This window comes from Phaeobacter sp. B1627, assembly GCF_006265095.1.
Taxonomy (GTDB): Bacteria; Pseudomonadota; Alphaproteobacteria; order Rhodobacterales; family Rhodobacteraceae; genus Epibacterium.
In genome coordinates, this window is the sequence record NZ_VCNK01000035.1 from 48,514 (window position 1) to 61,338 (window position 12,825).

Consider the following 12,825-nt stretch of genomic DNA (forward strand, 5'->3'; position numbering starts at 1 on the left):
ATGGACTTTCTCAATGCGCTTGTTGCGCTTTCGAACTTTGTGCTGATCCCGGGAATTGCCTATGGTAGCCAGCTGGCGCTCGGGGCGCTCGGGGTGACCCTGATCTACGGGATTTTGAGGTTTTCGAACTTTGCCCATGGCGACACCATGGCCTTCGGCACCATGGTCACGATCCTCTTTACCTGGTGGTTTCAGTCCCTTGGCATCAACGCCGGGCCTCTGCCGACCGCGCTCCTGGCCCTGCCTTTCGGAATTCTGGCGACGATGGCGCTTGTGGTTGCGACTGACCGCGCGGTTTTCAAATTCTACCGACAGCAAAAAGCCAAACCGGTCGTCTTCGTGATGGTCTCGCTGGGCGTGATGTTCATGATGAACGGTCTGGTGCGGTTTATCATTGGTCCCGGCGACCAGCGATTTTCAGACGGTGAGCGCTTCATCATCAAGGCCCGCACGTTCAAGCAGATGACAGGCCTGGATGAGGGACTCGCGATCAAGACCTCGCAAGGGATCACAGTGGTGACAGCCATCATCGTCGTAGCGGTGCTGTTCTGGTTTCTGAACAAGACGCGCACCGGGAAGTCGATGCGCGCCTATTCCGACAATGAAGATCTGGCCCTGTTGTCCGGGATCAACCCGGAGCGCGTGGTGATCTATACCTGGTTGATCGTGGCCCTGCTGGCGACCGTGGCGGGGACATTATATGGCCTCGACAAGTCCTTCAAACCCTTCACATATTTCCAGCTGCTCCTGCCCATTTTCGCCGCTGCTATCGTCGGCGGGCTGGGCAGCCCGCTGGGGGCGATCGCCGGTGGTTTCGTCATCGCCATGAGCGAGGTGATCATCACCTATGCCTGGAAGAAAGTTGCGCAATACCTTCTGCCGGAAAGCATGGAGCCGGACGGTCTGGTACAGCTTCTGAGCACCGACTACAAATTCGCGGTCTCCTTCGCGATCCTCATCGTTGTGCTGTTGTTCAAACCCACCGGCATCTTCAAAGGAAAAGCGGTATGACCGAGACTGTGAAACACACGCTTCTGTTCGTCGCCGTCGGTCTGTTGCTCCTGTTGGAAGGCACGACCACAGCGTTCGGGGTCTTCTCTGGATCCTGGAATTCGTCCCTCACGATCCTCAATATGGGGCTGATCTCGGCGATCATGGCCTTGGGAGTGAACCTGCAATGGGGGTTTGCGGGATTGTTCAATGTGGGCATCATGGGGTTCACGGCGCTTGGTGGGCTTGCGGTTGTGCTGATCGCAACGCCCGCTACGCCGGGTGCCTGGGACGCAGGCGGCCAACGCATTCTTCTGGCGCTCATTCTCGGGGCGACCACGATTTTCGGCGCAATTCTCGTCTATCACAAGATGTCTGGAAAACGCACGCGACCGCTTGCAATGATTGCGGTTCTGATCGTTGGTTTCTTCATCTATCGCGGCGTGTTGGATCCCGGAGTTGAAGCGGTCGAGAGCATCAACCCAGCCCTGGCTGGCAATATCGGCGGGCTTGGTTTGCCGGTTCTTCTGGCCTGGCCCGTTGGCGGTATTCTAGCAGCCGGTGTGGCCTGGGTTATCGGCAAAACCGCCCTTGGCCTGCGGTCCGATTACCTTGCGATTGCCACCTTGGGTATTGCTGAGATCATTCTGTCCGTCCTGAAGAATGAGGATTGGCTGTCCCGTGGGGTGAAAAACGTCGTCGGCCTGCCGCGCCCCGTGCCCTATGAGGTGGACCTGCAGAACAATCCGGATTTTGTGGAGCAGGCAGCGGCCTGGGGATTTGACGCCACCACGGCCTCCACGCTCTATGTCAAACTCGGCTATTCGCTGCTGTTCACCGCCGTTCTGCTGGTGCTGCTGTGGATGGCGCAGATGGCGCTGAAAAGCCCCTGGGGGCGGATGATGCGGGCGATCCGGGACAATGAGGTCGCCGCCAATGCCATGGGGAAAGACGTTACCAGCCGCCATCTGCAGATCTTCATCCTGGGCTCTGCGATTTGCGGGATCGCCGGCGCGATGATGACCACGCTCGACAGTCAGCTCACGCCGGGCACATATAATCCGCTGCGCTTCACCTTTTTGATCTGGGTGATGGTGATTGTTGGCGGGTCTGGCAATAACTTCGGCGCAGTGCTCGGCGGTCTTCTGGTCTGGTTCCTCTGGATCAAGGTGGAACCGCTGGGGCTCATGCTGATGGATATCCTCACCGCTGGCATGGCCGAAGACAACGGATTGCGTGTTCATCTACTGGAAAGCGCGGCCCATATGCGTCTGTTCACGATGGGCCTCATTTTGCTGCTGGTTCTCAGGTTCAGTCCGCGCGGACTTATTCCTGAAAAATAATGACCAGGCCTGAAAAATATGAACCAGGCCAGGCGCCGTCCGAGAGCAGGGCGGCGCCTGGCAGCGCGGGAACAGACGTCTGTCAGCGACCTTTGAACAGGCCGCCCAGAATTCCGCGGACAATGCGTCGCCCGGTCGTGCCCTTCAACTCCTTGATGACGGCCTCGGACATGGCTGAGGCAAAGGTATCCGCGCGACCGCCGAGCTTGCGCGATGTCGACCGCCCGACCCGTCCGCCGTTGTAGCGGCGCGCAGCGCTGAACTCACGGACCATCGGATCTGGTGCGGTTTCGGCGATCTCTTCGGCTTCTGCGGCCTCTTTCGCGGCCTGATCCGCACGCGCCCTGAGCATTTCAAAAGCCGATTTGCGATCCACCGGAGTGTCGTATTTTCCGGACATATCCGAGGCTTGCAGGACGGCCTTGCGTTCGGCAGCCGTTATCGGGCCCAATTGGCTGGAGGGTGGCCGGATCAAGGTGCGCTCCACAATGCCGGGAACGGCCTTTTTCTGCAGCATTGACGTGACCGCTTCACCAACCCCGACTTCGCGGATGGCGTCTTCGGTCGGAAATCGAGGGTTTTCGCGATAGGTTTCTGCGGCGAGTTTCAGTTTTTTCCGGTCCCGCGCCGTAAACGCACGCAGGGCGTGCTGGATCCGGTTGCCCAGCTGTCCAAGGATGTCCTCGGGAATATCGTCGGGCGATTGGGTCACGAAATAGACGCCAACCCCCTTGGACCGGATCAGGCGCGCGACCTGTTCAACCTTGTCAACAAGGGCTTTGGGCGCATCCTCAAACAGCAGATGTGCCTCGTCGAAGAAAAACACCAGCTTTGGTTTCTCCGGATCCCCCACCTCGGGAAGTGTTTCGAACAATTCGCTCAGCAACCAGAGGAGAAAGGTCGCATAGAGTTTCGGAGCCGCCATCAGTTTGTCCGCAGCGAGAATGTTGACCATTCCCCGCCCGGCCGCGTCCTGTCGCATCAAATCGGACAATTCCAGTGCCGGTTCGCCGAACATCTTGGCGCCACCCTGGTTTTCAAGAACCAAAAGCCGGCGCTGTATGGCGCCGATGGAGGCGGTGGAGACATTTCCATAGCGCAAGGACAGGCTATCGCGGTTTTCACCGACCCAAACCAACAGGGCCTGCAGGTCCTTCAGGTCCAGCAGCGGCAGCCCCTGTTCATCCGCCAGACGGAATGCGATGTTGAGGATCCCTTCCTGCGCTTCGCTCAGCTCCAGCAGCTGAGACAGCAACAGCGGACCCATCTCTGCCACGGTCGTCCGCACCGGATGGCCCTGATCGCCGAACAGATCCCAGAAGGTGACGGGTACGTTGTGATAGGAAAAAGCGGTAAACTGAATTTTTTGCGCTCTTTTAATGAACGCATCATGAAGAGCCGTTTCTGCGCTCCCGGCCTTGACGAGTCCCGAAAGATCGCCCTTCACATCCGCAAGGAATACGGGCACGCCTTCGTTGGAGAAACTCTCTGCAAGGATCTGAAGAGTAACGGTTTTGCCAGTTCCGGTTGCCCCAGCGACAAGGCCGTGGCGGTTGGCGTATTTCAGCGTCAGATGCTGTGGCGCCGCATAGTCCTCACCTCCGCCACCGATAAAGATTTCTTTTGGCATTCCTTCATTACTCCTAATCCCGGTTATGGAACGAAAATACAATGTTAACCTATAAGTGCCAGTCTGAACCTGCTCGCTGGTTCCTTTGCGGTGAACCGGCGGACATTTCCTCCCTGTCAGACTGGCCGTGCCTTGTGCACGGCCATTTTTTTCGCCGAACGCAAGATTGTGGCGTCTGATGTCATATTTCTTCAGTAAAAGACGCGCAAAAGGAAGCTTTAGAGCAGATCCTGATTTTTTTTGTTATTCCATGTTGACCGGGCGCGAATTCGCTCGTAACGTTCTGAATAATAACTAAGTCGGCCAGTCCGACGGGGAGAAGAATTTGCAAAAAGGGGGCTTCTGGCCCCCTTTTTCGCGTCCTGCCAGTTGACCGGCCAGTTGACCCGCCCGCCATCGGGCACGCAGCCCTGCCAGCCACACCAAGGCCAGCCCCATACACCGACCAATCCGATCGGCGGAAACCCGGGAATTGCAGGGGATTCGCCGTTATTTTCCTGACACGTCCGGGCGGTCATGGTACACGCGGACGATAGAACCAAACAGAAGAGGCATTCATGTTGAAATCCCTCAGCTCGCTCTCTTTTGCGCTTATTCTGGCGGCTGTTACGCCGCTCCATGCGCAAGAGGCGACCGATCAGGATGCTGCGGAACCATCTGCAGAAACCACAGAAAACAGCACTGCTGCGCAACCGCAAAATGCAGATCAACTGCTGGATTTGGGCACTCCGAACGACGCTGCAATGCGCGTCGGTCAGCGCTATTCCAAAGAGAAGTTCGGAGATTGGGATCTGGCCTGCGTTCATACCAGTTCCGGCGATGATCCTTGCTCCCTGCTGCAGGTGCTGCTCGACGACGAGGGCGGCCCGGTGGCAGAAGTGTCCTTGTTCCGGATCGACCAATCCGGTGGTGGTCTCGCGGTCGCCGGCGCAACAGTGATCGCCCCTCTGGAGACTTTGCTGCCTGCCGGCCTGTCAATCTCAGTCGATGGTGCACCAGGAAAGCGCTACAATTTTTCCTTCTGCAATACCGCAGGCTGTGTCGCGCAAATTGGCCTCACCGAAGCGGACATCAATGCGTTCAAACAAGGCAGCGCGGCCGTCTTCAGCCTGCGCCCGGCGCCGTCGCCTGACACATTGGTTTCAGTGAAAATGTCGCTGAATGGGTTTACGGCCGGCTACAACGCTGTGGACGTCGTCAAGCAATAGACCCGACTTGCCGTGACAGAAAACGCCCGCCTCTGGACCCCGGTCCGGCGGGCGTTTTTTATGGGGATGTGCTGGATTTTTGCGTCCCCCAGGACACTGCCCCCAGACACGAGGATTTTGAATCAGATCCGCCTGAGCGCCAGAACCGCATTCAATCCGCCAAAGGCGAAGGCGTTCGTCAGCGCGACGTCGACCTCGGCCTCGCGGGCTTCGTTTGGAACCACGTCGAGGGCACATTCGGGATCCGGTTCTTCATAGCCGATCGTCGGCGCGATTATCCCGTCTTGCAATGCCATGATGCAGGCGAGTAATTCCACGGCTCCGGTGCCGCCGATCAAATGCCCGTGCATGGATTTCGTGGATGAAATCAGCAGGTTATCTGCGTGAGGTCCGAACACATCGGCGACGGCTGCACATTCTGTTTTGTCATTTGCAGCGGTGCCCGTACCATGCGCGTTGATATAGCCGACCTCATCCGCGTTGATCCTGGCGTCCTTCAGCGCCCCCGAAATAGCGCGAGCGGCCCCTTGTTTGCTAGGCATCACAATGTCGGCCGCATCGGAACTCATGGCATAGCCAATGACTTCACACTGGATTTCGGCGCCACGGGCGCGCGCGTGTTCGTATTCTTCGAACACAAATATGCCCGCGCCCTCGCCCTGAACCATCCCGTTTCGGTTGGCACTGAAGGGGCGACAGGCGTCCTTGGACATCACCCGCAGCCCCTCCCAGGCCTTGACCCCGCCAAAGCACAGCATCGATTCAGATCCGCCAGTGACCATGACCGGGCTCATGCCGCTGCGCACCATCTGAAAGGCCTGCGCCATGGCATGGTTTGACGATGCGCAGGCGGTGGAGACCGTGAAACTGGGCCCCTTCAGGTTGTATTCCATCGACACGTGGCTGGCGGCCGAATTGTTCATGAGTTTGGGAACCACAAAGGGGTGCACCCGGTTCTTTCCATCCTCGTAGACCGAGCGATAGTTATCGTCCCATGTCGAAACGCCGCCGCCGGCAGTGCCCAGGACAACACCAGATTTCGCGGCAAGTTCGCCGGTAAACTCAAGCCCGGACTGGCGAATGGCTTCGTCTGCAGCAAATAAAGTAAACTGGGTGAAGCGATCATAGAGCGCCATTTGCTGACGGTTGAAACGGCCTTCTGCTTCGAAATCATGCACTTGCCCGCCGATCTGAATGGCGAGACGCGCGACATCGCGAAATTCCAGCTGGCCTATTCCGCAGCGGCCCTCTCGCATGGCTTCACGCGTGGCAGCGGCGGAATGTCCGAGCGCATTGATGGTCCCGGCGCCGGTGATCACAACCCGTTTCATCTTCTGTCCTCTTGCCTGGGAACATGCCCGGGTGCTCAGCCTTTTGCGGCAATCAGCCTGTCTATACCGGCAACAATTGCCGCGACATTCGAGATGTCGAAATCGCTCTCGCTTGGTTCATTCGCGTTAAAGGGGATCGAGATGTCAAATTCTTCTTCGATGGAGAAGATGCTTTCGACCAATCCGAGGCTGTCGATTCCGAGGTCTTCCAGTGTGCTGTCGAGGGTGACTTCTGACGGATCCAGCACCGCTTGTTCAGCGATGATTGCGATGACCTTGTCCTGCGTGCTCATAAAAGCGGCTCCTGCGGGATAAAAGACTGCCTGAGGTGTACTAAGTGCTGCTCTATTTGAAAACAGCCTTTTTCAGAGCATCCAAATCCCGGAGCATGCGCGGCAGTCGGCGCTGTGCCTTATACATTTCCGTATGAGTGTCCATTTTGACGGCGGGATAGCCCATCATCACCCGACCGGCAGGGACATTGGAGAGGATCTTGGTTCCCCCCCCGGCGATCACCCGATCTCCGATCGCAATATTGTCGCCAACCCCGCATTGCCCGCCCAATACAACGTTGTCGCCAACCGTGACCGATCCGGACAGGCCAGTCTGGCCACAGAGCAGGCAGTCGTTGCCGATGCGACAGTTGTGGCCAATGTGCACAAGGTTGTCGATCTTGGTGCCATCGCCGATTTCCGTGTCACGGATCGTGCCGTTGTCAACGGTCGCGTTTGCGCCAATTTCAACGTCATTTCCGATCCTTACGGAGCCAAGTGAATGTATCCGTACCCAGGATTGCGCCTTGGCTTCGCCCTGATCGCCCAAGGTCTTGCGTACGTTCTCCGCCCCCGACGTCTCGGGCGTCACATAGGAAAAGCCATCGGGTGCGATCCGGGCACCCGGCTGGGCCCGGAACCGGTCGCCGATGGTGGCGCGGGCCCCGATGGAGACCATCTCCCGCAGGATGGCGCCGTTCCCAAGGGTCACGTCCGCTCCAATAAAACAATGTGCCCCGATGACAGACCCCGCCCCGATCCTGGCGCCGGGGCCGACCACCACCAACGGCCCGATCGTCACATCCGCACCGATTTCTGCTTCTGGGTCGATGACGGCGGAGGGGTGAATGCCTGCATGTTCGCGCTGTCCCGGATCGAGCAGACGGGTGACTCCGCCCATTGCCAGACGGGGGCGAGAGACAAATATCGCGGCCTCCAGGCCCATCGCCTTCCAATCGGCACCGTCCCAAAGAAGAGCGGCCTTCGACTGCCCGGCAGCGAGCGCTTCGGCATATTTCGGCGACATCGCCATGGCGAGCGCATCAGGCCCTGCGTCCTGCGGTTCGGCCGCGTGGGTAATAACCAGATCAACGGCTCCTGCGGCCTCTGCACCTATTGCATCGGCAATCTCACGTATGGTGAACATCGGGCCATTCCTCCTGAACCGGATCTGGCGCGAGACTTACCCCTGAACGCCGGGGAGTGCCACCCCTGCCCGCTCCAGAGCCTCCCAGATTTTGGCATCCCGTCCGTAGACATCGCGGCGGAACTCAGCGCGCCCATCCTCAGAGACGAAGGCGGTCCGGTAGATGATGTGCACCGGCACTTTGGTCTGCAATTCGACCTTGGTTTCCTTGCCGCTGTTCAGGATACGGTGGAAATATCCCTTCGGGTCGTCGGTCTGCAGCGCCAAAAGCGCATAGGCAAAATCGAATGGATCCTGCAGCCGGATGCACCCATGCGAGAAGGCCCTGACCTCCCGTCCAAACAAGCTCTTTTGAGGCGTGTCATGCAAATAGATGTTGTATTTGTTCGGAAACATGAACTTGACCAGCCCCAGCGCGTTGCTGCGGCTTGGCGGCTGACGCATGGCGAATGGAAAACTGCGTGCGGTAAACTGTGTGAAATCAACGCTGTCACGGCTCACCACACGGCCGCGATTGTCGGTGATTTCGATGTAGCTATGGGCGTTGGGGTTGTTTTTCAGTTTCGGCAGGTATTCCTTGGTCACGATGGAACGGGGCACATACCAGCTTGGGTTGATGACCATATGCTCCATTTCATCGGAAAACTCCGGCGAGCGGCGGTCATGGGTATTGCGGCCAATGACCGAGCGAGTCTCGAAGGTGACTTCTCCCTTGTCGACAATCTTGGCGGTGAAATCGGTCTGATTGACGAGGACATGACGCGCGCCGCGCTCAGGTGTGAGCCAGCGTTCGCGCTCCATGGCGACGACGACAGATTTTATCCTGTCGGTCACCGGGCGGTTCAACTCTTTCAGCGTGCCTTCGCCGGCGACGCCATCAACTTCCAACCCGTGCTCGGCCTGAAACCGCCGCACAGCGTCTTCCAGCGTCAAATCGTAGGTTCTGGCAGCGGTCGGCGCCAGATATTGCATTTCCACCAGACGGTTGCGCAACGAGACAACGGCGCTGCCACTGTCGCCGGGTTCCATCTTGGTGACGGGCACCCGTGTGCCCCAGCCCCCGGCCGCAAGCAGGGTTTCCAGACGCAGTTTTTCCCGCAACAATGCGCGATACTGCGGTGAGGACGGCACCAGGCCCTGCAGGAACGCGTAGGGCCGGGCGGTTTCAATGCCACGCAGGAATTCGGTTGCATCCACTTTGCGCTTCACGCGCACGATGCCTTCGTCCACGCTTGCGGGAGTATCCACAAGACCGGTCTGGAGATCCGTCGCATATTCGACGAGCGCGCGGCTCAGCGCCACCTCGACCGCGCCGAGATCGCGGGTGGATCTGGCAGCGCGCATCTGCTCGATCAGGTTGGCGGCCCGAACGGACATGTCGGGCAATCCGTGTATGGATGCCTCGTCAAGCGCCTGCATCAGGGCGCGCCGCCGCGACCGGGCTTCAGCAGTGTCGGCGGTCCACAGTGGCTCGTAGCCATTTTCACGGTAGTAGGCCGCAACACTGTCATCCTCCCACGCCATTTCTGCGACGGCCTGGCGAAATCCGGTGGTCGATGCGGTCGCGTCTCCAGCCAGCAGCATTGAAACTCCGAAAACGGCGGCCATCAGGCTGCCGGTAACGTATGACCGGATGTGGGGCGCACGGGCGGGCGACATGTTCAGAAACTCCAAAGGCAAAACGAATAGTCCGGGTAAACCGTAAAACACAGTTGGTAAACGCTCCCCTTGCAAGTCCATTCACATTTGCATCAGGCGTGGGGATCTGGTCACCGTGATGCCGTTAAACGCCAGTATCGGGCTTTTGTTCCCTGACCCGAGGGGGAAAATTGGGCTCGCAGTCCCCTTTTGCGCGAAAATTTGCCGAAATTTAGTCACTTTCCGGTCTGTTGCCATTCAAGAGTTGGCAGCTGATTCTGCGTGTGGCATACATCAAATGCGCAACAAAGCGTGAAAAACCCGGTTCAATCCGGGGATTGTGAAACAAAAAAGCGTACGGGACAACGCTCCTCACATGGCAAAAAACACTAGCGGGTATTCCCGTCGAGCACTCTTGAAGGCCTTTGCGGCAACGACCGTCGCAGCAGCGCCCACGTATTCACAAGCTGCCGGCTTCTTGCGGGGCGGCGGTGACATCCGCAGAATTCGAATGTACTCCGGCCGGACTGGCGAACGTCTGGACATGGTGTACTGGATTGATGGCACTTATATCAAAGATGCGGTCAAGGAAGTGAACCATTTCATGCGCGATTGGCGCACGGATCAGGTGAAATCCATGGATCTGCGCACCATCGACATTATGGCGGCTTCTCACAACCTTCTGGATGTGACTGAACCGTTTTTGCTTCTGTCCGGCTACCGGAGCCCTCAGACCAATGCAATGTTGCGCAGCCGGTCCCGCGGTGTCGCCAAGAACTCGCTCCATATGCAGGGACAGGCCGCGGACCTACGCCTCGCGTCCCGCTCCGTAAGCCAGATGGCTCAGGCGGCTCTTGCCTGCAAGGCGGGCGGCGTCGGTCGGTATTACGGGTCCAACTTCGTGCATATGGATTGTGGTGTCGTGCGGTCCTGGCGCGGCTGACATCAGGTCAGAGGCGACAAGTCTCATCCTGAATACTCATCCTGAAGAATGCCGCGTGGTGTATCTTACTGCGCGGTTTCGTATTTGGGGTTTCGTTTTCTGGCGCGCCTGCAGAAATCCCGTGTTGGGAGGCTGGATTTTGATCCTCTTGCGCAATGAAATAGAGACGCATGCGTTTTTCCCATTGCAGTGCTTTTTCTCGACGCGTATATCCGCCCTCACAGACGCACCTGTAGCTCAGCTGGATAGAGCGCTGCCCTCCGAAGGCAGAGGCCAGAGGTTCGAATCCTCTCAGGTGCGCCATAACATTCAAACACTTAGCTCAACCGCAAACTGTTTGGTTTTTGTTACGTGTAACAGAAACGGATTTATTGGCGATGCTGTGCCTTCAGATCAAACGCAGCTGAGGCGGGCGTGGGACAAATCGGTCACGAACCGTTGCGATGCCAACCAAAATGGTGAGCCTGAGGACATCCTATGACAATCACCCACGAAGATGAGCTCAATGGCCTTAAAGAAATTGGCCGGATCGTCGCAAACACCATGCACGGCATGGCCAGAGCGATGGAACCGGGCATGAAGACGCGAGAGCTTGACGACATCGGCCGCGCGCTCTTGGATCTTGAGGGGGCGGTGTCCGCGCCTGAACAGGTTTATGATTTTCCGGGTGCGACCTGCATCAGTGTGAATGAGGAGATTGCACACGGCATCCCAAGCGAGCGCGTTATCCATGCCGGGGATTTGGTAAACATCGATGTCTCGGCGTCAAAGAATGGCTTCTTTGCCGACACCGGCGCGACCTTCCGTGTCGGCACGGTCAAGCCATCGCTGGATCGCCTTTGCAAGGACGGGAAACGCGCGATGGAGATTGGAATCGCGCAAGTTGGCAGCAACAGGCCGCTTGCAGGCATTGGTAAAGCAGTAGGCAAATTTGCGTCGGACCGCGGTTATACACTTATCCGGAATCTGGCCAGTCATGGTGTCGGACGATCATTACACGAATACCCGTCTGAAATCGCAACTTGGCCCACGCGGCGCGAAAGACGGCGCATGAACAAAGGGCTGGTGCTCACGGTCGAACCGTTCCTGTCCACAGGCGGCCTTTGGGCAGCGCAAGGCGATGATGAATGGACACTCTATAGCGAACCTGCCGCGCCTGTCGTTCAATTTGAGCACACGGTCGTTGCGACTGATCGCGGGCCGATTGTCGTGACGTTGCCTGATTGAACTGAATGCTCATTCAATAGACCAACCAATTCGGCCCATTCAGGCCATTCGACGAGCGCGAATTGCGCTGCAGCGTAGCTATCACGAAGCTGACGTTCGTCAGTCTGCAGGCTACGATTGACGCGCAGCAATCCGTAGGAATATTGGGGGTTTCAGGTCCGCAATCTTGGCCTTAGCCTCGCATAGAGCTGCACCTGAGCTTGGTGCTCCAGCTCGACAACCAGCGCGAAGTCCTGCCGGATCTCCTGGTCCATAGCCCAGCCACCCACGCAACGCACTACCAGATGATACTCTTCGCCGTATTGGGTTGTGTCGGCGGTAAACGAGATCGAGGCACTCTGGATCGTATTTTTGTCGCGAGCGTTCTTCTTGGGCACCAGATCACAATCGTATTTTCCCGCCATCTCCGGTGGAACGCTCCCCTCCCCCACTCGCGAGCGAAAGTGTTCGAAGACATGATCAACCGGGCATCCCCGAATGAGGCGGAAATTCATGCGCGTACCGGTATACTCGGCGCGGGTTCTTTTCACCGGTGGATCATATGCCAGAGAAACTCGAATAGTTCGTTTCCCACCCGTCTGGAACTCAGCCGGTATCGGTACCCGATAGACTGCGAAGTGGTCCATCTCCAGATTATCTTCTGCAAAGTAGACAACCCGGTGATCGTCTGAGAAGGCTGCACGTAAGGTATCGACAAGACCATTTCCATGGACTCTGGACTGGTCACGCGCATCAAAACCCGATAGCCGCTGAGTGGAAGCCTCTGGAACAGTCGCCGAGTTCGCCAAAAGTGCCTTGATCAGATTGGCTGAGGCATCAGGGAAGCGCCTGACTAACTGCGCAGCTCTGTTCGCTAACATCGGCGCGGCGAAGGAGGTGCCGCTTTTGCTGGTAAGCAACTGTCGTAAGAAATCATGATTTGTTGTAATAAGACCTGCTGTCGGCAGACGCGGGGCTGTCTGCAATCGCCGCGCCACGGCGTCGAAAACCATTGTCCCGCCATAGTCGACGAAATCCGGTTTGGTCAGACCTCCGGCACCTGGTCCGGTGCGTGTGAAAGGAGCAGGTTCGTCTTGAAGTGGTCCCAGCTTTTCGG

The 12,825-nt window shown here is 57.8% G+C and carries 11 protein-coding genes and 1 tRNA gene; 6 read left to right on the forward strand and 6 right to left on the reverse strand.

The window, feature by feature from the left end; genetic code table 11:
• Both FGE21_RS17070 and FGE21_RS17075 read left to right on the forward strand, forming a co-directional pair.
• Positions 1-1,011 (forward strand): branched-chain amino acid ABC transporter permease, encoded by a 1,011-nt coding sequence (locus FGE21_RS17070; protein ID WP_139664627.1) that lies wholly within the window; start codon positions 1-3, stop codon positions 1,009-1,011.
• Entirely contained in the window at positions 1,008-2,333 is a 1,326-nt protein-coding gene (locus FGE21_RS17075) for a branched-chain amino acid ABC transporter permease (RefSeq protein WP_139664628.1), read from the forward strand. The genes FGE21_RS17070 and FGE21_RS17075 overlap by 4 nt, the downstream gene beginning before the upstream one ends.
• 82 nt (positions 2,334-2,415) lie before the next feature.
• Here the strand turns inward: FGE21_RS17075 and FGE21_RS17080 are convergent, their stop codons facing one another.
• Complete coding sequence (locus FGE21_RS17080; protein ID WP_139664629.1) at positions 2,416-3,963, reverse strand: helicase HerA-like domain-containing protein; 1,548 nt, start codon at positions 3,961-3,963, stop codon at positions 2,416-2,418.
• Between the two features lie 557 nt (positions 3,964-4,520).
• Between FGE21_RS17080 and FGE21_RS17085 the strand changes: the two genes are divergently transcribed.
• Entirely contained in the window at positions 4,521-5,171 is a 651-nt protein-coding gene (locus FGE21_RS17085; protein ID WP_139664630.1) for an invasion associated locus B family protein, read from the forward strand.
• Positions 5,172-5,293: 122 nt separating this feature from the next.
• Here FGE21_RS17085 and FGE21_RS17090 read toward each other — a convergent pair whose 3' ends face one another.
• From FGE21_RS17090 to FGE21_RS17105, 4 genes are read right to left on the reverse strand one after another with little or no spacing between them, the layout of a single operon-like run.
• Positions 5,294-6,502: a beta-ketoacyl synthase gene (locus FGE21_RS17090; RefSeq protein ID WP_139664631.1), complete on the reverse strand. Its 1,209-nt coding sequence runs from the start codon at positions 6,500-6,502 to the stop codon at positions 5,294-5,296.
• A gap of 35 nt (positions 6,503-6,537) precedes the next feature.
• Positions 6,538-6,795 carry an acyl carrier protein gene (locus tag FGE21_RS17095; protein WP_139664632.1) on the reverse strand — a complete coding sequence of 86 codons (258 nt, stop codon included), beginning with the start codon at positions 6,793-6,795 and terminating at the stop codon, positions 6,538-6,540.
• A gap of 52 nt (positions 6,796-6,847) precedes the next feature.
• The gene (gene lpxD, locus FGE21_RS17100; RefSeq protein WP_139664633.1) at positions 6,848-7,921 is read right to left on the reverse strand and encodes a UDP-3-O-(3-hydroxymyristoyl)glucosamine N-acyltransferase; all 1,074 of its coding nucleotides are present in this window, start codon (positions 7,919-7,921) and stop codon (positions 6,848-6,850) included.
• Positions 7,922-7,957: 36 nt separating this feature from the next.
• Positions 7,958-9,580: a murein L,D-transpeptidase gene (locus tag FGE21_RS17105; RefSeq protein WP_139664634.1), complete on the reverse strand. Its 1,623-nt coding sequence runs from the start codon at positions 9,578-9,580 to the stop codon at positions 7,958-7,960.
• A 355-nt stretch (positions 9,581-9,935) separates the two neighbouring features.
• On the opposite strand from FGE21_RS17105, the gene FGE21_RS17110 reads away from it, so the two are divergent.
• The 3 genes from FGE21_RS17110 (at position 9,936) to map (ending at position 11,729) form a co-directional block, all read left to right on the forward strand.
• On the forward strand, positions 9,936-10,502 hold the full coding sequence (locus FGE21_RS17110) for a DUF882 domain-containing protein (protein WP_139664635.1): 567 nt from the start codon (positions 9,936-9,938) through the stop codon (positions 10,500-10,502).
• A 226-nt stretch (positions 10,503-10,728) separates the two neighbouring features.
• Positions 10,729-10,805, forward strand: a tRNA-Arg gene (locus FGE21_RS17115).
• Between the two features lie 174 nt (positions 10,806-10,979).
• Positions 10,980-11,729 carry a type I methionyl aminopeptidase gene (gene map / locus FGE21_RS17120; protein WP_139664636.1) on the forward strand — a complete coding sequence of 250 codons (750 nt, stop codon included), beginning with the start codon at positions 10,980-10,982 and terminating at the stop codon, positions 11,727-11,729.
• A gap of 152 nt (positions 11,730-11,881) precedes the next feature.
• Here map and FGE21_RS17125 read toward each other — a convergent pair.
• Positions 11,882-12,825 (reverse strand): S8 family serine peptidase (locus FGE21_RS17125; protein WP_176695474.1); only part of this gene is annotated, 944 nt, incomplete at its 5' end.